Below are 17,595 nucleotides of genomic sequence, written 5' to 3'. Positions count from 1 at the left end.
CCCGCGTCTCAGGCGTCGGTGCGCACCTCGGCGCGCGCCGCGACGCGCTCGCGCAGGGCGCGGGCGGCCGCCTCCGGGTCGCTCGCCGCCGTGATCGCGCGCACCACCACGATCCGGGTCGCGCCCGCGTCGAGGACCGCGTCGAGCCGGTCCGCGTCGATCCCGCCGATCGCGAACCACGGCGTCGCGGGCCGGGTCGCCGCGACGTCGCGCAGCAGGTCCAGGCCGACGGCGGCCCGCCCCGGCTTCGTCGGGGTCGCCCACAGCGGGCCCACGCAGAAGTAGTCCACCGCCGGGTCGGCCTCCGCCGCGGCCGCCTGCGCGGCCGAGTGCGTGGACCGGCCGAGCACGGGCCCCGCGCCGAGCAGCGCCCGCACGGCCGGGACCGGCAGGTCGCCCTGGCCCATGTGCACGACCGGCGCGCCCGTGACCGACGCCACGTCCGCCCGGTCGTTCACGGCCCACAGCGCGCCGTGCTCCGTCGCGACGCGCGCGACGAGCTCCTGGAGCTCGAGCTCCCGCGCGACGTCGAGCGTCTTGTCGCGGAGCTGCACGACGTCCACCCCGCCCGCGAGCGCCGCCCGCAGGAAGTCCTCGAGGTCGCCGCGCTCCTCGCGCGCGTCCGTGCAGAGGTAGAGCCGCGCGTCGGCGAGCCGGGCGCGTGCGGCGTCCGCCGCCGACGGGGCGGGAGAGGCCGGGGTGGTGGAGGTCTCGGAGCTCACCCGCAGGAGCCTAACCTCGGCTGGCCCACGGCAGGAGGTACTGTGGCCGACAGCACGGGAGCCCCGCACGGGGCTGAGAGGGCGTCGCCGCCGACCGTCGAACCTGATCTGGGTCATGCCAGCGAAGGGAGCGCACATGAGCCTGTCCGTCCACCCGTCCGCGGGTGGCTCCGTCGTGCCCGACGGCGCGCGTGACATCGTCGTCGCGGGGGGCGGGATCGTGGGTCTCGCCGTCGCGTGGCGCGCGGCGCGCGCGAGCCTGACCGTCACGGTGCTCGACCCGGCGCCGGGCGCGGGCGCGACGCATGCCGCCGCGGGGATGCTGGCGCCGGTGACCGAGGCCGACTTCGGGGAGGAGGCCGCCCTGCGGCTCCACCTCGCGGCCGCCGCGGCGTGGCCGGCGTTCGCCGCGGACCTGCGCGCGGCGACGGGGGCGGACGTCGGGCTGCGGACCGCCGGGACGCTCACCCTCGCCTACGACGCGGACGACCTCGCGCTGCTCCGCCGCGTCCTCGCGCTGCACGCCGCGCACGGTCTCGCGTCGCACGAGCTCACCGTCGCCGACGCGCGCCGCCGCGAGCCGTACCTTGGCCCGCGCGTCGCCGGGGCGGCGTGGGCCCCCGCGGACCACGCGGTCGACCCGCGCGCGACGCACGCCGCGCTGCTCTCGGCGGTCGGCGGGCGCGACGCCGCGGGTGCGGGCTCGGCCACCGGGGCGCGCGTCGTCCGCGCGTCCGCGACCCGGCTCGTGCTCGATGCCGGGCGCGTGGTCGGCGTGCACGACGACGCCGGCCGGCTCCACCGCGCGGGTGCGGTCGTCGTCGCGGCGGGCTGGCAGTCGGGCGCCCTCCTCGCGGACGTGCCGGGCGTCGTCGTGCCCACGCGCCCGGTGAAGGGTCAGACGCTGCGGCTCGACGCCGGCCCGGACCTCGCGCTGGAGCACGTCGTGCGCGGGCTCGTGCAGGGCCGGCCGGTGTACGTCGTGCCGCGCGACGCCGAGCCGGCGGGGCCGCGCGCGGGTCACCGGGAGGTCGTCGTCGGGGCGACCACCGAGGAGAACCCGGACGACCGCCGCGCCACCGCCGGCGGGGTCTTCGCGCTCCTGCGGGACGCGCGCGCCCTCCTGCCGGGGATCGACGAGGCCGCGCTGGTCGAGGTGACGCCGCGGGGGCGTCCCGCGACCCCGGACAACCTCCCGCTCGTCGGGCCGACGGACGTCCCGGGGCTGCACCTCGCGACGGGCCACGGCCGCAACGGCATCCTGCTCGCCCCGCTCACGGCCGACGCCGTCGTCGCCGGGCTCGGCGGGCTCTCCGGCCTGGGCGGGACCGAGCCCAGGGACGACGTCGCGACCGCCCTCGCCACCGCCCGGACCGACCGCTTCGCCCGCACCGCCACGACACCGAGGTGAGACCCGTGACCGCACCCGCACCCACCGCGCTCGTCAACGGCGAGCCGTACCCGCTCGACGGCGACGTCGACCTGGAGCGGCTCGTCGCCGCGCTCGTCCCCGCCTACGTCGCCGACGGCACGCCGCAGGGCGTCGCGGTGGCCGTCGGGGACGCCGTCGTGCCGCGCGGCGCCTGGGCGACGACCGTCGTCGCGCCCGGGGACCGCATCGAGATCGTCACCGCCGTCCAGGGCGGCTGAGGAGGACCCATGACCACGACCGACGTCTCCCCCGCCACCGCGAGCGGCCCGGCCGACGCCGACGACCCGCTCGTCGTCGCCGGCACCCCGATCGGGTCGCGCCTCGTCATGGGCACCGGCGGGGCCGCGAACCTGCTCACGCTCGAGGACGCGCTCGTCGCGTCGGGCACCGCCCTGACGACCGTCGCGATGCGACGCGTCGCCGTCCGCGCCGGCGGGGACGCGAGCCCCGACGCGGGGATCTGGGCGCTGCTCGCCCGCCTCGGCATCCGCGCGCTGCCCAACACCGCCGGATGCTTCTCCGTGCGGGAGGCCGTCCTCACCGCGCACCTCGCGCGCGAGGCGTGCGGCACCGAGTGGGTCAAGCTCGAGGTGATCGCCGACGACGTGACCCTCCTGCCCGACCCGGTCGGCCTCGTCGAGGCGGCCGACCAGCTCGTGCGCGACGGGTTCGTCGTGCTGCCCTACACGAACGACGACCCGATCCTCGCGCGCCGGCTGGAGGACGTCGGCTGCGCCGCCGTCATGCCCCTCGGGGCACCCATCGGCACGGGGCTCGGCATCCTCAACCCGCGCAACATCGAGGCGATCGCCGCCGCGGCCCGGGTGCCCGTCATCCTCGACGCGGGGATCGGCACGGCGTCCGACGCCACGCTCGCCATGGAGCTCGGCTGCGACGGCGTGCTCCTCGCGACGGCCGTCACGCGCGCCGCCGACCCGGTCCGCATGGCCCGCGCGATGCGCCTCGCCGTCGAGTCGGGCCGGCTCGCCGCGGGCGCCGGGCGCATCCCCCGCCGCGAGGGCGCCCTGGCGAGCTCGTCCCCGCAAGGCCGCCTGGACCTGGCCCTCTGACCCCGTCCACCAGGCCGTCCCGGCGGGCCGAGCAGGCCATTCCGGCTCGTCCGTCGACCAGGACGCGCCACGACCACCTGGTCGACGTGCAGGGGCTAGAGGGTGGGGGTCTTCAGGGCGTCGAGGAGGGCCTGGACGCCGCCGACGACGGAGCGGGCGTCGAGGCCCGCGGCGCGGGCGGCATCGGCGACGCGGGCCGACCGGCCGCCGACCGCGCACACCACGAGCACCGGGCGGTCGGCGGGCAGGTCCGCGAGCGCCGCGGCGGCACCGGGGTCCTGCGTGCCGCCGAGGAACGCGCCGCTCGGGACGAGCGTCGCCCCGGGGAGCGGGCGCACCTGCGCCTCCCAGTCCTCGCGGACGTCGAGGAGGAAGGGTGCGGCGTCGTCGGCCCGCAGCAGGGCGGCCGCGTCGGGCGCGGACACGTCCCGCGGCGCAGCCCCCGCCGCCCCGGTCGGCCCCGCCCCGGCACCGGACACCGTCGCGGCCTGAGCCACCGGCCGGAGCCCGCAGAACGCGGCGTAGGCGTCGTCGCCCGGCAGGAGCGCGGTGACGGGCTCGCGCGTCGGGTCGGCGCGCACGATGAGCTGGCGCCACGAGAGGTCGAGGGCGTCGTAGACGGCGAGGCGGCCCAGCAGCGTGGTGCCGGCGCCGGTGACGAGCTTGATCGCCTCGGTCGCCATGACGGAGCCGACGGTGCCGCACATCGCGCCGAACACGCCGCCGGTCGCGCAGTCGGGTGCCGCGCCCGGGGGCGGCGGGACGGGGAACACGTCGCGGTAGGTGACCCCGCGCGGGCCCTGCTCCCCCGACCCCGCGGGGTCGGGACCCGCGGCGTCCGGGTGCGGGGCGTCGTCGGGCACGGCGAACCGGGGCGCGGCCCAGAAGACGCTGACCTGTCCCTGGAAGCGGTAGATCGAGCCCCAGACGACGGGCAGGCCGAGGACCTCGGCCGCGTCGGAGACGAGGTAGCGGGTCGGGAAGTTGTCGGCGCCGTCGAGCACGACGTCGTAGCCGCGCAGCACGTCGAGCGCATTGTCCGCGTCGAGCCGCAGCGCGTGCTCGACGACCTGGACGTGCGGGTTGACGTCCGCGATGCTCTCGCGCGCGGAGTCGACCTTGCGACGTCCGACGTCCGACCCGCCGTGGATGACCTGGCGCTGGAGGTTGGACGTGTCGACGGCGTCGTCGTCGACGATGCCGATCGTGCCGACGCCCGCGGCGGCGAGGTAGAGCAGCGCGGGGCTGCCGAGGCCGCCCGCGCCGACGACGAGCACGCGCGCGGCCGCGAGCCGCCGCTGGCCCTCGGTACCGACGCCCGGCAGCGCGAGGTGGCGCGCGTAGCGCTCGAGCTCCGGCGTCGAGAGCTCGGGACCGGGCGCGACGAGGGGCGCGAGCGGCGTGGTCATGCCGCGTACTGCTCCTCCAGCGCGACGAGCTTCGCGTCGGCCTCGGCGTGCACCTTCTTCTCGAGGATGAACGACATGACCGGCACGACGCCGGCGAACACCATCGTCGCGAGGCGGCCCCAGCCCCAGCGCATCTTGGTCCACAGGTCGAGCACGGTGACGAGGTACACGACGTAGATCCAGCCGTGCGCGAAGGGGATCCAGGACACGTACCGCATGATCCCGTCGACGTCGACGAACTGGCCCACGCCGTACTTGACGAGCATCTCGACGCACAGGATCAGCAGCATCACACCGGTGATGATCGCGAGGACCCGGTAGCGCGCGAGCGCGCCGCGCGCCTTGCGGATCGCGGTGCGCGCGGCCTCCGCGCTGGGGGCCGCCGCGTCGGCGGGGGCGACGACGGGCGCGTCGGTGGGGGTGGCCGGGTCCTGCGTGGTCATGGGAGAGGTCCTCGTTCCGGGCGAGACGGCCGCGGCGGTCTCCGCCGCGTGCGGTGGCGTGACGCGGTCGCCGCGTTAAACCGTCGCCGCGTGTCGGACGCCGAACCTAGGGTAGAACACCGTGCGACCCCTCCCTCTCCCCGACCCGGGGACCCCCGACCTGCGCGGCCCGTCCCGCTACCTCCTCTGGATCGCCCGGCGCCAGTGGACGGTTCTCACGGTGTCCGTGCTGCTCGGCCTCGTGAACTTCGCGTGCCAGGCGTTCCAGCCGTACATGCTCGGCCGCGCGCTCGACGAGGGGCTCACCGCCGGGTTCGGTGCCGAGCTGTGGCGCTGGGCGGGCCTCCTGCTCGCGCTGGGCCTGGGCATCGTCGTCACGGGCGTGACGCAGCACCGGTTCGACATCGCGAACTGGCTGCGCTCGGCGCTCACGACGTCGCAGCTCGTGGGCGACGTCACGGCCCGCTCGGGCGACGCGATCACCGAGGAGCTCCCGACGGGCGAGGTCGTGTCCACCGTCGCGAGCGACGCGATGCGCGTCGGCCAGCTCTTCTCGATGATGGGCCAGTTCCTCGGCGCGCTCGGCGCGTACGTCGTCGTGGCGGTCATCATGCTCTCGACGTCGCTCCAGCTCGGGCTCGTCGTCGTGCTGGGCCTGCCGGTCGTCGCCGCGGTGCTCGCGCTGCTCGTCAAGCCGCTCCAGCAGCGCCAGGCCGCGCAGCGCGAGGCGCAGGGCCGCCTGACGACGCTCGGCGCGGACACCGTCTCGGGCCTGCGCATCCTGCGCGGGATCGGCGGCGAGGGCGTGTTCGTGGGCCGCTACGCGCGGCAGTCGCAGAAGGTCCGCGAGGCCGGCGTCAAGGTCGCGCACACCCAGGCCACGCTCGACGCGCTCCAGGTGCTCCTGCCCGGCCTGCTCGTCGTGCTCGTCGTCTACCTCGGCGCGACGGCGGCCCTGCGCGGCGAGATCACGCCCGGGCAGCTCGTCGCGTTCTACGGGTACGCGGCGTTCCTCGGCTGGCCGCTGCAGGTCGCGACGCAGATGCTCAACATCGCGACGCGCGCCCACGTCGCCGCGCGCAAGATCGTGCGCGTCCTCGCGGTCGAGCCGGCCGCGGGCGCGACCCCGGCCACCGCGCCCATGCCGCCCGAGGGCAGCCCCCTGGTCGACGAGACGAGCGGCCTGGTGCTCGAGCCGGGGCGCGTCGTCGCGCTCGTCTCGGCGGACCCGGACGCGTCGGCGGCCGTCGCGACCCGGCTGGGTCGGTTCGACGACGCCGCGGAGGCGGCCACGCCCGTGCGGCTCGGCGGCACGCCGCTCGCTGCGCTCGACAAGCACGCGCTCCGGCGCCGCGTCGTCGTCGCCGAGGCGACGCCCCAGCTCTTCTCGGGCGCGCTGCGCGACGAGCTCGACGCGCGCGGCACCGCGACGGAGGCCGAGGTGCTCGCCGCGGTGAGCACGGCCGACGCGCACGACGTGCTCGACTCCGTGCCCGACGGCCTCGCGGGCGAGCTGCCCGAGAAGGGGCGGTCGCTCTCGGGCGGCCAGCGCCAGCGCGTCGCGCTCGCCCGGGCGCTCCTCACGGACCCGGAGATCCTCGTCCTCGTCGAGCCGACGAGCGCCGTCGACGCGCACACCGAGGCGCGGATCGCCGCGAGCCTCGCGCAGGCCCGCCGCGGGCGCACGACCCTCGTCGTCACGGCGTCGCCGCTCGTGCTCGAGCACGTCGACGAGGTGCTGCTCCTCGAGGACGGCCGGGTCACGGCGCGCGGCACGCACCGCGACCTCGTCGACCGCGCCCACTCCCCCGCGACCGCGCCGGACGACGACGCGGCCCGGTACCTGCGCGTCGTCGGGCGCTCGCTCGACGACACCCCCGCCCTCGCCCGCACCGCACCCGAAGGAGGCCTTGCATGAGGCTCCCCGTCGCCGACGGCCCCGCCGTCCGCGCCGCCGCCGGACGCCTGTTCGCCCGGCACCGCGGCACGTTCGTGCTCATCGCCGTCCTCCACACCCTGGCCGCGGTCGCGGGTCTCGTGGGGCCGTGGCTCCTCGGCCGGCTCGTCGACGCCGTCACCGAGGGCACCACGTCGTCGTACGTGACGACGGTCGTCGCCGTGGGCGCGGGCGCGGTCGTCGCGCAGGCCGTCCTGCGCCGGTACGCGCAGCGCCTGTCCATGGTCTTCGGCGAGACGGTGTTCGCCGAGCTGCGCGAGGACCTCGTCGAGACGGTGACGTCGCTGCCGCTGTCCACGGTCGAGCGCGCGGGCACGGGCGACCTCGTGGCGCGCACGACGAACGACGTCGACCGCATCCAGCACGCCGTGCGGTTCGGCGTGCCGCAGCTCCTCGTCGCGGTCGTCACGCTCGTGCTCACGGCGGTCGCGGCCGTCGTCGTCGCGCCGCTCGTCGCGCTCGCGCTGTTCGTGGGCGTGCCGCTGCTCGTCGTCGTGTCGCGGTGGTACCTCAAGCGCGCGTCGGCCGGCTACCAGCGCGAGGCCGCCGCCTACGCGACGCTCAACGGCACCATCACCGAGAGCGTCGAGGGCGCGCGCACGGTCGACGCGCTCTCGCTCACCGAGCGCCGCCAGGCGCGCGTGCGCGCCGACCTCACCGAGGCGTTCGAGGCGGAGCGGTACACACTCGGGCTGCGCACCGTGCTGTTCCCGGGCATCGACCTGGCCATCGCGATCGCGCCCGTCGCGGCGCTCGTGTGGGGCGCGTGGCTGCTCTCGCAGGGCCAGACGACGCTCGGCGCCGTGGCCACGGTGACGACCTACGCGTTCCAGCTCGCCGGGCCGGTGTGGAACCTCATCTTCTGGCTCGACGAGATCCAGGTGGCCGCGGCGTCGTACGCGCGCATCGTCGGCGTCGCGCAGGTGCCCGGCGACCGCACCCCGACGGGCGACGTGCCCGACGGCGACCGCCTCGTCGCGCGCGACGTCGAGTACGCCTACCGCGAGGGCCACCCCGTGCTGCACGGCGTCTCGCTCGACCTCGAGCCGGGCGAGCGGCTCGCCGTCGTCGGGCCGTCGGGCGCGGGCAAGTCGACCCTCGGACGCATGCTCGCGGGCATCCACCCCCCGACGGCGGGCTCCGTCCGCTCCGGCGGCGTGCGGCTCGTCGACCTGCCGCTCGAGGACCTGCGGCGCGAGGTCGCGCTCGTCACGCAGGAGCACCACGTGTTCGTGGGCACGCTCGCGGACAACCTGCGCCTCGCGAAGGTCGACGCGGACGAGGGCGAGCTGCTCGACGCGCTCGACGCCGTCGACGCCCGCGGGTGGGCCGAGTCGCTGCCCGAGGGCCTCGCGACGACCGTGGGGTCGGGCGGGCACGTGCTCACCCCGGCGCAGGCGCAGCAGCTCGCGCTCGCGCGCCTCGTGCTGCTCGACCCGCACACGCTCGTGCTCGACGAGGCGACGTCGCTCCTCGACCCCCGGGCGGCTCGCCACCTCGAGCGCTCGCTCGACGCCGTGCTGGCCGGCCGGACGGTCGTCGCGATCGCGCACCGCCTGCACACCGCGCACGACGCCGACCGCGTCGCCGTGGTCGACGGCGGCCGCATCAGCGAGATCGGCCCGCACGACGAGCTCGTCGCCGCGGGCGGCGACTACGCGCGGCTGTGGCACTCCTGGCAGCAGGAGTAGCACCGGTCGGTGCCAAGATGGTGCCGATGCCTGGAACCACGAGCGCCACCCCGCACGACCTCCCGACCCTCCCGAGCCCCTGGCGGGCCCGGGTCCCCGGCTACGCCGACATCGACGCGCTCGTCCGGCTGCGGCGCCTGGACGAGCTCCAGGGGACGGGCTCGACGCACGTCGACCCCGCCGGGATCGAGTCCGAGGTCGCGGGGCTGGCCTCCTGGACGCGGCGCCAGCTGGTCGCCGTCGGGCCCGACGACGTCCCCCGCGCCTGGGTGACCGTGCACGACCGCGCCGCCGGGCGGGCCACCGTCTGGGGCTACTTCGACCGCGACGTGGCCGAGGTCGACGCGATCGCGGACGCGTTCTACCGCTGGGCGGAGCGCACCGCGGTCGCGATGGCGCGCCTGCGCGGCGTGACGGCGACGCGCCTCGACGAGAGCCCGTTCGCCGACGACGCGCGCCAGGCGCAGTGGCTGACCCGGGCCGGGTACGCGCGGCGGCGGAGCTGGCTGCACATGACGCGCCCCGTCGTCCCGGACGAGGCCGCGCTCGCCCCGCGCGCCGGGGTCACGGTCCGCCCGGTCGAGCGGCACGAGAACGGGATGCCCGTCGCGGCCGACCTCCAGGTCGTGCACCAGATGCTGGAGACGTCCTTCCAGGACCACTTCAACTCCTACCGGGAGAGCTTCTCGGAGTTCGTGCAGCGGCTCCGCGAGGACCCGGGCCACAGCTGGGACCACTGGTGGCTCGCGTACGTGGACACCGACGACGGCCACCGCGTCCCCGCGGGCACGGTCGTGTGCTCGTCGATCGCCGCGGGCGAGAGCGGCGCGCCGGGCACCTACGTCGAGTACATCGGGGTGACGCGCGCCGCCCGCGGCCGCGGCGTGGCGAAGTCGCTGCTCGCGACGGTGATCGCGGACGCCGCCCGGGACGGTCGCGACCGCGTCGCGCTCGAGGTCGACGCCGACTCCCCCACCAAGGCCGACCAGCTCTACCGCTCGCTCGGCTGGGAGACGGACTACGTCACCGAGTCGTGGTTCAAGGACCTCGACCTCGACGGCTGACCGCGGGCGGCCGGGACGCGCAGCCGGGTCGGGGGCCCGGGCCCGGACTCGGGGCCGGGCCCGGTCGCGGGGCCGGGGCCGGACGCGCCGGTGCCCGGCCGTCGCGGACGACGACCGGGCACCGGGTGACGCCGCGTCGGGTGGCCTGACGGAGTCAGCCGACCCGACGGGACGAGCGCGTCAGAAGCACGAGACGTGGATCGCCACCGACGCGTCGGTCGACGTCGCGTAGGCGGTGCCCTGGCCGTCGTAGTCGTACATCGTCACCGCCGCGCCCGCGCTGTTGCGCGCGCTGTTGGTCGTCCCGTTGACCCGGAGCGACACGTTCGTCGGCGCGCTCGCCGTGATCTTCGCGTCGCGGGTGCCGCAGTTGTACGGCGTGGTCCTGCTCGCCGCGCTCGCGCTCGCCGCCGGGGCGAGGACCAGACCGATCGTGACCGCTGCCACCGCGAACGGTGCAAGACGCTTCTTCATGGAGTACCCCCGTGTCTCTCCGACCGCCGGGCGACGTCGACCGGCGGACCGCCCGGACGCTCTGTCCGGGCGGGATAAGACTGAGGTCCGTACATATGTCCGGCAAGCGCTGTGTCACGTGGTGAGACGGCGGTCCGTTCGCTCCCGGCCCGGGACGCGGCGCGTGCGCTCCCGGCCCGCCGCTCTCAGGGGGTCGTTCGCGGGCCCGTCGCGTCGACGTCGGCCGGCCCGGGGAGGCCGGCGATCCCGGCGTCCTCCCCGCGCGCGCGGCGCTTGCCACCCGCCGCCTCGTCACGCACGAGCCGGACCCACAGCAGCACGGCGAACCCGCCGAACACCCACCACTGGAGCGCGTAGAACAGGTTCTGGAGGTTGAGCCCCGTGCCGCCCTCGATCGTCGGGCGCGGAAGCTGGGCCGGGCCGCCGTCGGCCGCCGACGGCTGCGCCGGGTCCGAGGACAGCAGCACGAGGTAGCCCGAGTACATCGGCCCGCCCCACGCGTTGACCAGCTCGCCCGTGGAGATCGCGTCGGTCCGGCCGGGGGCGGAGCCGCCCTGCCCGGCGGCCTCGGACGCCTGGAGGTAGCCGGTGAGGCGCACGACGCCGTCCGGCGGGTCGAGCGCGGCGCGCGCGTCGGGCGACTCGACCCAGCCCCGCACCACAGGCAGGACCGGGGCGCCCGAGAGGTCGGCCCACGACGCGCCCTGGGTGCCGTCGTCGGTCACGTGGAGCGGGGTGAGCACGAGGTAGCCGGTGCGGCCGTCGAGCGCGCGGCCCTCGACGAGGAGCTGCCCCTCCGCGTCGTACTCGCCCTCGACCCAGGCCTGCCGCCCGACGAGCTCGCCGGGGAACGTGGACTGCGGCGGGAGCAGCACGCCGACGCCCTCGGGGCCGGCGGCCTCGAGCTCGGCGGCCTCGTGCTGCGCCGCGAGCTCGGCACGCTGCTGGGCGCGGTCGAGCTGCCAGACGCCGAGCCGCGCGCACACGGCCGCGGCGACGAGGAGGAGCACGAGCAGCCCGACGACCCGGGGCTGGCGGGCGACCGCCCAGAACGAGCGGGGCGCGGTGGGCTCGGGCACGACCCCACGGTATCCGGGGCGCGGGCGGGTCCCCGCATCCGGACCGCCTGGCGGGCGAACGTCACACGCCGCCCACCGGCCCTCGGGGCCGGGGACAACGTCCTCGGCCGTGGTTCCCGGGCGCGGGACCTTGGACCTTTTGTGCCGTCGTGGGCGCAGGTCACACCGCCGGGCGCCAGGAGGAATAGTGCAGGCCCCCGGTCGATGGGGTTGTATGAAGCCGTAGTCGTTCACGGACCCTTCCCCCGCAGGAGCGTGAGATGAGCACGACCACCGTCACCGAGTCCACCGCCTGGCAGCCCGCCGAGATCGCACCGCTCGACGACGACACCCTGCGTCGGGTCGACGCCTGGTGGCGCGCGGCGAACTACCTCTCGGTCGGCCAGATCTACCTGCTCGACAACCCGCTGCTGCGCACGCCGGTGGACCGCGAGGACGTCAAGCCGCGCCTCCTGGGCCACTGGGGCACCACGCCGGGCCTCAACTTCCTCTACGCGCACCTCAACCGCGCGATCGCGCAGCGCCGCCAGTCGACGATCTACGTCGCCGGCCCCGGCCACGGCGGCCCCGGCCTCGTCGCGAACGCGTACCTCGAGGGGACGTACTCCGAGACCTACTCGGACGTCACCCAGGACACCGAGGGCCTGCGCCGGCTGTTCCGCCAGTTCTCCTTCCCGGGCGGCATCCCGAGCCACGTCGCGCCGGAGACGCCCGGGTCGATCCACGAGGGCGGTGAGCTGGGCTACGCGCTCTCCCACGCGTACGGCGCCGCGTTCGACAACCCCGACCTGCTCGTCGCCGCGGTCGTCGGCGACGGCGAGGCGGAGACGGGCCCGCTCGCGACGAGCTGGCACTCGAACAAGTTCGTCAACGCGCGCAACGACGGCGTCGTCCTGCCGATCCTGCACCTCAACGGCTACAAGATCGCCAACCCGACGGTGCTCGCGCGCATCAGCGACGACGAGCTGCGCGACCTCATGATCGGCTACGGCCACACGCCCTACTTCTTCACGGGCGGGTTCGACGGCGAGGACCACTTCGAGGTGCACCGCCGCTTCGCGCAGCTCCTCGACGAGGTGCTCAACCACATCGCGCAGATCAAGGCCGACGCCGCGGCGGGGAACGACGAGCGTCCCGCGTGGCCGATGATCGTGTTCCGCACGCCGAAGGGCTGGACGTGCCCGCCGGTCATCGACGGCAAGAAGACCGAGGACTCGTGGCGCGCGCACCAGGTGCCGCTCGCGAGCGCCCGGGACACGCCGGAGCACCTCGAGGTGCTGCGCGGCTGGCTCGAGTCCTACCGGGCCGACGAGCTGTTCGACGAGGACGGCCGCCTGGTCGACGACGTCGCCGCGCTCGCCCCCGAGGGCACGCTCCGCATGAGCGACAACCCGCACGCGAACGGCGGCCTCCTGCTCAAGGACCTCCGCCTGCCGGACTTCCGCGACTACGCCGTGGACGTCACGGGGCCGGGCAGCAGCATCGCCGAGTCGACGCGCGTCCTCGGCCAGTGGCTCACCGACGTCGTGCGGAAGAACCCGGACAACTTCCGGATCTTCGGCCCCGACGAGACGGCGTCGAACCGCCTCCAGGCCGTGTACGAGGTCACGGACAAGCAGTGGAACGCCGACTTCTTCGGGCCCGACGTCGACGAGCACCTCGCGCGCGCCGGCCGCGTCATGGAGATGCTGTCGGAGCACCAGTGCCAGGGCTGGCTGGAGGGCTACCTGCTCACCGGGCGGCACGGCCTGTTCACGAGCTACGAGGCCTTCATCCACATCGTCGACTCGATGTTCAACCAGCACGCGAAGTGGCTCAAGGTCACGAACCACATCCCGTGGCGGCGCCCGGTCGCGAGCCTCAACTACCTGCTGTCGAGCCACGTGTGGCGCCAGGACCACAACGGCTTCAGCCACCAGGACCCGGGCTTCATCGACCACGTCGTGAACAAGAAGGCCGAGATCGTCCGCGTCTACCTGCCGCCGGACGCGAACACGCTGCTCTCGACGTACGACCACTGCCTGCGCTCGCGCCAGTACGTGAACGTCGTCGTGGCGGGCAAGCAGCCCGCGCCGCAGTTCCTGTCGATGGACCAGGCGATCGCGCACTGCTCGCGCGGCCTCGGCATCTGGGACTGGGCCGGCACCGAGGTCGAGGGCGAGGACCCGGACGTCGTGCTCGGCGCCGCGGGCGACGTGCCCACGCTCGAGGTGCTCGCCGCGGCGGACATCCTGCGCCGGCGCATCCCCGACCTCAAGGTCCGGGTCGTCAACGTCGTGGACCTCATGCGGCTCCAGGACGAGAAGGAGCACCCGCACGGCCTGTCGGACAAGGACTTCGACACGCTCTTCACGACGGACCGGCCGGTCATCTTCAACTACCACGGCTACCCGTGGCTCATCCACCGCCTCACGTACCGCCGCACGAACCACGCGAACATCCACGTGCGCGGCTACAAGGAGGAGGGCACCACCACCACCCCGTTCGACATGGCCATGCTCAACGACATCGACCGCTACCACCTGGTGATCGACGTCATCGACCGTGTGCCGTCCCTGCGCTCGACCTACGCGGGCCTGCGCCAGGAGATGGTCGACGCGCGGCTGACGGCCCGCCAGTACACCCGCGAGCACGGGGAGGACATCCCCGAGGTGCGCGACTGGGTGTGGCCGGACGTCGGCGAGACGGCGACCGAGGAGGGTGGCCCGCAGTACAACGGCGCGAGCGCCGCCGTGCAGGACACCGGAGGAGACAACGAGTGAGCGACACCGCTCGCAGCATCTACATCACCTCGCCCGAGGGCGAGACGGGCAAGTCCACGATCGCGTTGGGGGTCCTCGACCTGCTGGTCCGCAAGGTCCAGCGGGTCGGGGTCTTCCGGCCGGTCACCCGGGCCGCCGGCCCGGACGTGCAGGACTACGTGCTCGAGCTCCTGCTCGCGCACGACGGCGTGGACGTCACCGCCGAGCAGGCGATCGGCGTCACGTACGAGGACGTCCACGCCGACCAGGAGGCTGCGCTCTCGCGGATCGTGGCCCGGTACCACGAGGTCGCGAGCCAGTGCGACTTCGTGGTCGTCGTGGGCACGGACTACACCGACGTCGCCGGGCCGACCGAGCTGTCGTTCAACGCGCGCGTCGCGGCGAACCTCGGCGCACCGGTCCTCCTCGTCGTCTCCGGCAAGGGCCGCACGCCCGACGCCGTGGGCAACCTCATCGAGGTGAGCGTCGCCGAGCTGCGCTCGCAGCACGCGCAGCCCATCGGCGTCGTCGCGAACCGCGTGCAGCCGGACGACCTCGACGCGGTGCGCGCGCTGCTCGGGTCGCTGGGACCGGACGGCGAGCCGCTCGCGGGCGGGACGTCGTCGGGCCCGACGGCGCAGCCCGCCCCGGGTACGCGGCTGCCGGGCTGGGCGGTGCCCGAGGACCCGTTCCTCGACGCGCCAACCGTGCGGATCCTCATGGAGGCCGTGGGCGGGACGCTCGCGTTCGGCGAGGAGGAGCTCCTCGCTCGCGAGGCGACCGACCTGCTCGTCGGAGCGATGTCGTTCGAGCACCTGCTCGACCGGCTCACCGACGGCGCCGTCGTCATCACCCCCGGCGACCGGGTGGACATCCTCATCGGGCTGCTCGCCGCCCACTCGGCGTCGGGCTTCCCGTCGCTCGCGGGCGTCATCCTCAACGGCGGGTTCTTCCCGCCCGAGTCGACGGCGCGCCTCGTCGCGGACCTCGACCCGAGCCTGCCGATCATCCGCACCGACCTCGGGACGTTCCGCTCGGCGAGCGCCGCCGCGAGCGCCCGGGGCCGCGTGACCAAGGAGTCGCAGCGCAAGGTCGACACGGCGCTCGCGCTGTTCGAGCAGAGCGTCGACGGCGCGGCGCTCCTCGCGGGGCTCGACGTGCCCCGGCCCGAGGTCGTCACGCCGCTGATGTTCGAGTACGAGCTGCTGTCGCGCGCCCGTGCGGACCGCAAGCACGTCGTGCTGCCCGAGGGCGACGACGACCGCATCCTGCGCGCCGCGTCCACGCTGCTCGGCCGTCAGGTCGCGGAGCTGACGATCCTCGGCGAGGAGCAGAAGGTCCGCGCCCGCGCGGCGGAGCTCGGCCTCGACATCGACGCCGCGCACGTCGTCAGCCCGCACGACCCGGAGCTCGTCGAGCGGTTCGCCGCGGAGTACCAGCGGCTGCGCGCGCACAAGGGCATGACGCTCGAGGAGGCGCGCGAGCGCGTCCAGGACGTGTCCTACTTCGGCACGATGATGGTCCACCTGGGGCTCGCGGACGGCATGGTGTCGGGCGCGAAGCACACGACGGCGCACACCATCAAGCCGTCGTTCGAGATCATCAAGACCCAGCCGGGCGTGTCCGTCGTCTCGTCCGTGTTCCTCATGTGCCTGCAGGACCGCGTGCTCGTCTACGGCGACTGCGCGGTCATCCCCGACCCGACGGCCGAGCAGCTTGCGGACATCGCGATCTCCTCGGCGGCGACGGCGCAGCAGTTCGGCGTCGACCAGCGGGTCGCGATGCTGTCGTACTCGACCGGCGAGTCCGGCTCGGGGGCCGACGTGGACAAGGTGCGCCGGGGCACCGCGCTGGTGCGCGAGCGGCGCCCCGACCTGTTCGTCGAGGGCCCGATCCAGTACGACGCGGCCGTGGACGCGTCCGTCGCGGCGTCGAAGATGCCGGGCTCGGACGTCGCGGGGCGCGCGACCGTGTTCATCTTCCCGGACCTCAACACGGGCAACAACACCTACAAGGCGGTCCAGCGCTCGGCGGGCGCCGTCGCGGTGGGCCCGGTCCTCCAGGGCCTCAACAAGCCGGTGAACGACCTCTCGCGCGGCGCGCTCGTGCAGGACATCGTCAACACCGTCGCGATCACCGCGATCCAGGCGCAGGCCCCGGCCGACGCCGCCGACCCCACCTCTGACTCCCAGGGAGCCACGTCATGACGATCCTGCCCGAGGGCGAGCGCCCCAACCCCTACAGCGCGTACGGCGCGCACGGGTCCGTGCTCGTCATGAACTCGGGGTCGTCCTCGCTCAAGTACCAGCTCGTCAACCCCGTCGGGGGCGAGGCGATCGCCGCGGGCACGATCGAGCGCATCGGCGAGGAGTCCGGGATCATCAAGCACCGGTTCGCCGGGAACACGACGACGCGCGAGGAGCCCGTCGCGGACCACGGGCACGCGCTGCGCATCGCGCTGAGCATGTTCGACGAGGTCGGCCCGACCCTCTCGGACGCCGACGTGTACGCGGTGGGGCACCGCGTCGTTCAGGGCGGCTCGCTGTTCGCCGACCCGGTCCTCGTCGACGACGGCGTGCTCGAGCGGATCCGCTCGCTGTCCCCGCTCGCGCCGCTGCACAACCCGGCGAACGTCAAGGGCATCGAGGTCGCGCGGTCGCTGCTCGGCGACGTGCCGCACGTCGCGGTGTTCGACACCGCGTTCTTCCAGCGGCTGCCGCAGCACGTCGCGACGTACGCCCTGGACGCCGAGGTCGCCGAGAAGTACGCGATCCGCCGCTACGGCGCCCACGGCACGAGCCACCAGTACGTGTCCGGGAAGGTCGCGCGCGTCCTCGGGCGCCGGATCGAGGGTCTCAACACGATCGTCCTGCACCTCGGCAACGGCGCCTCGGCGTCGGCCGTCAAGGGCGGAGTGCCGGTCGAGACGTCGATGGGCCTCACCCCGCTCGAGGGGCTCGTCATGGGCACGCGCACGGGCGACATCGACCCCGCGGTCGTGTTCCACCTCGCGCGCAACGCGGGCATGAGCATCGACGAGATCGACGACCTGTTCAACAAGCGCTCGGGCGTCAAGGGCCTGTCCGGTGTGAACGACTTCCGCGAGCTGCACCGGCTCATGGAGGCCGGCCACGAGGGTGCCCGCCTCGCGTTCGACGTGTACATCCACCGGCTGCGCAAGTACGTCGGCGCGTACGCCGCCGTGCTCGGCCGCGTGGACGTCGTCGCCTTCACCGCGGGCGTCGGCGAGCACGACGCCGAGGTGCGCGCCGCCGTCGTCGAGGGGCTCGAGCCGCTCGGCCTCGCGGTCGACCCGGACCGCAACGCCGTCGACTCCGGTGAGCCGCGCGTCATCTCGCCGGACTGGACGAGCACGCTCGTCATGGTGGTCCCGACGATGGAGGAGCTCGCCATCGCGCGCCAGTCGGTCGAGGTCGTCGAGGCGGCCTCGCGCGCCGGCTGATCCCCGCACGCCCGGACTCGTCCGGGTGACACCTGCGCGGCTCAGGCCGC

At 74.9% G+C, this 17,595-nt stretch carries 14 protein-coding genes and 1 riboswitch; of the genes, 9 read left to right on the top strand and 5 right to left on the bottom strand.

Annotated elements, in window-relative coordinates:
- Window positions 1–8 precede the first annotated feature (8 nt).
- Window positions 9–722, bottom strand: coding sequence for a thiamine phosphate synthase (gene thiE, locus GWJ10_RS00755; protein ID WP_206158298.1), 714 nt, complete (start codon window positions 720–722; stop codon window positions 9–11).
- Window positions 723–766: 44 nt separating this feature from the next.
- A riboswitch (TPP riboswitch) is annotated at window positions 767–869 on the top strand.
- Here thiE and thiO point away from each other — a divergent pair.
- From thiO to GWJ10_RS00740, 3 genes are all read left to right on the top strand, one after another.
- Window positions 859–2,133, top strand: coding sequence for a glycine oxidase ThiO (gene thiO, locus GWJ10_RS00750; RefSeq protein WP_241005609.1), 1,275 nt, complete (start codon window positions 859–861; stop codon window positions 2,131–2,133). It overlaps the preceding riboswitch by 11 nt.
- 5 nt (window positions 2,134–2,138) lie before the next feature.
- Window positions 2,139–2,372: a sulfur carrier protein ThiS gene (gene thiS, locus GWJ10_RS00745; protein WP_076405108.1), complete on the top strand. Its 234-nt coding sequence runs from the start codon at window positions 2,139–2,141 to the stop codon at window positions 2,370–2,372.
- A gap of 9 nt (window positions 2,373–2,381) precedes the next feature.
- The gene (locus GWJ10_RS00740; protein ID WP_163184486.1) at window positions 2,382–3,224 is read left to right on the top strand and encodes a thiazole synthase; all 843 of its coding nucleotides are present in this window, start codon (window positions 2,382–2,384) and stop codon (window positions 3,222–3,224) included.
- A gap of 95 nt (window positions 3,225–3,319) precedes the next feature.
- Here GWJ10_RS00740 and GWJ10_RS00735 read toward each other — a convergent pair whose 3' ends face one another.
- Together GWJ10_RS00735 and GWJ10_RS00730 are read right to left on the bottom strand one after the other, a co-directional pair.
- Entirely contained in the window at window positions 3,320–4,633 is a 1,314-nt protein-coding gene (locus GWJ10_RS00735; protein WP_163184485.1) for a ThiF family adenylyltransferase, read from the bottom strand.
- Window positions 4,630–5,076 carry a DUF3817 domain-containing protein gene (locus GWJ10_RS00730; protein ID WP_163184484.1) on the bottom strand — a complete coding sequence of 149 codons (447 nt, stop codon included), beginning with the start codon at window positions 5,074–5,076 and terminating at the stop codon, window positions 4,630–4,632. The genes GWJ10_RS00735 and GWJ10_RS00730 overlap by 4 nt, the downstream gene beginning before the upstream one ends.
- A 121-nt stretch (window positions 5,077–5,197) precedes the next feature.
- Here GWJ10_RS00730 and GWJ10_RS00725 point away from each other — a divergent pair, with 121 nt between their 5' ends.
- The 3 genes from GWJ10_RS00725 to GWJ10_RS00715 are packed head-to-tail and all read left to right on the top strand — an operon-like array spanning window position 5,198 to window position 9,788.
- Complete coding sequence (locus tag GWJ10_RS00725) at window positions 5,198–6,994, top strand: ABC transporter ATP-binding protein (RefSeq protein WP_163184483.1); 1,797 nt, start codon at window positions 5,198–5,200, stop codon at window positions 6,992–6,994.
- Window positions 6,991–8,724, top strand: coding sequence for an ABC transporter ATP-binding protein (locus tag GWJ10_RS00720; protein ID WP_163184482.1), 1,734 nt, complete (start codon window positions 6,991–6,993; stop codon window positions 8,722–8,724). Before GWJ10_RS00725 ends, GWJ10_RS00720 begins: the two co-directional genes overlap by 4 nt.
- 26 nt (window positions 8,725–8,750) lie before the next feature.
- Window positions 8,751–9,788 (top strand): GNAT family N-acetyltransferase, encoded by a 1,038-nt coding sequence (locus GWJ10_RS00715; protein WP_206158297.1) that lies wholly within the window; start codon window positions 8,751–8,753, stop codon window positions 9,786–9,788.
- 180 nt (window positions 9,789–9,968) lie between these two features.
- On the opposite strand, the gene GWJ10_RS00710 is transcribed toward GWJ10_RS00715, so the two are convergent.
- Both GWJ10_RS00710 and GWJ10_RS00705 read right to left on the bottom strand, forming a co-directional pair.
- Entirely contained in the window at window positions 9,969–10,262 is a 294-nt protein-coding gene (locus tag GWJ10_RS00710; protein ID WP_034654148.1) for a hypothetical protein, read from the bottom strand.
- A gap of 185 nt (window positions 10,263–10,447) precedes the next feature.
- On the bottom strand, window positions 10,448–11,341 hold the full coding sequence (locus tag GWJ10_RS00705; protein WP_163184480.1) for an SURF1 family protein: 894 nt from the start codon (window positions 11,339–11,341) through the stop codon (window positions 10,448–10,450).
- A 260-nt stretch (window positions 11,342–11,601) separates the two neighbouring features.
- Here GWJ10_RS00705 and GWJ10_RS00700 point away from each other — a divergent pair, with 260 nt between their 5' ends.
- From GWJ10_RS00700 to GWJ10_RS00690, 3 genes are read left to right on the top strand one after another with little or no spacing between them, the layout of a single operon-like run.
- Window positions 11,602–14,103, top strand: a complete 2,502-nt coding sequence (locus GWJ10_RS00700) for a phosphoketolase family protein (RefSeq protein WP_163184479.1) — start codon at window positions 11,602–11,604, stop codon at window positions 14,101–14,103.
- On the top strand, window positions 14,100–16,289 hold the full coding sequence (gene pta, locus GWJ10_RS00695) for a phosphate acetyltransferase (RefSeq protein WP_034654151.1): 2,190 nt from the start codon (window positions 14,100–14,102) through the stop codon (window positions 16,287–16,289). Before GWJ10_RS00700 ends, pta begins: the two co-directional genes overlap by 4 nt.
- Window positions 16,286–17,545 (top strand): acetate kinase, encoded by a 1,260-nt coding sequence (locus tag GWJ10_RS00690; RefSeq protein WP_043656335.1) that lies wholly within the window; start codon window positions 16,286–16,288, stop codon window positions 17,543–17,545. Before pta ends, GWJ10_RS00690 begins: the two co-directional genes overlap by 4 nt.
- Window positions 17,546–17,595: the final 50 nt, after the last annotated feature.

It is taken from the genome of Cellulosimicrobium sp. SL-1, assembly GCF_011033075.1.
GTDB classification, from domain to species: Bacteria; Actinomycetota; Actinomycetes; order Actinomycetales; family Cellulomonadaceae; genus Cellulosimicrobium; species Cellulosimicrobium funkei.
The sequence above is the reverse complement of the archived record's forward strand: the minus strand, read 5'-3'. Positions and strand labels throughout refer to the sequence as shown.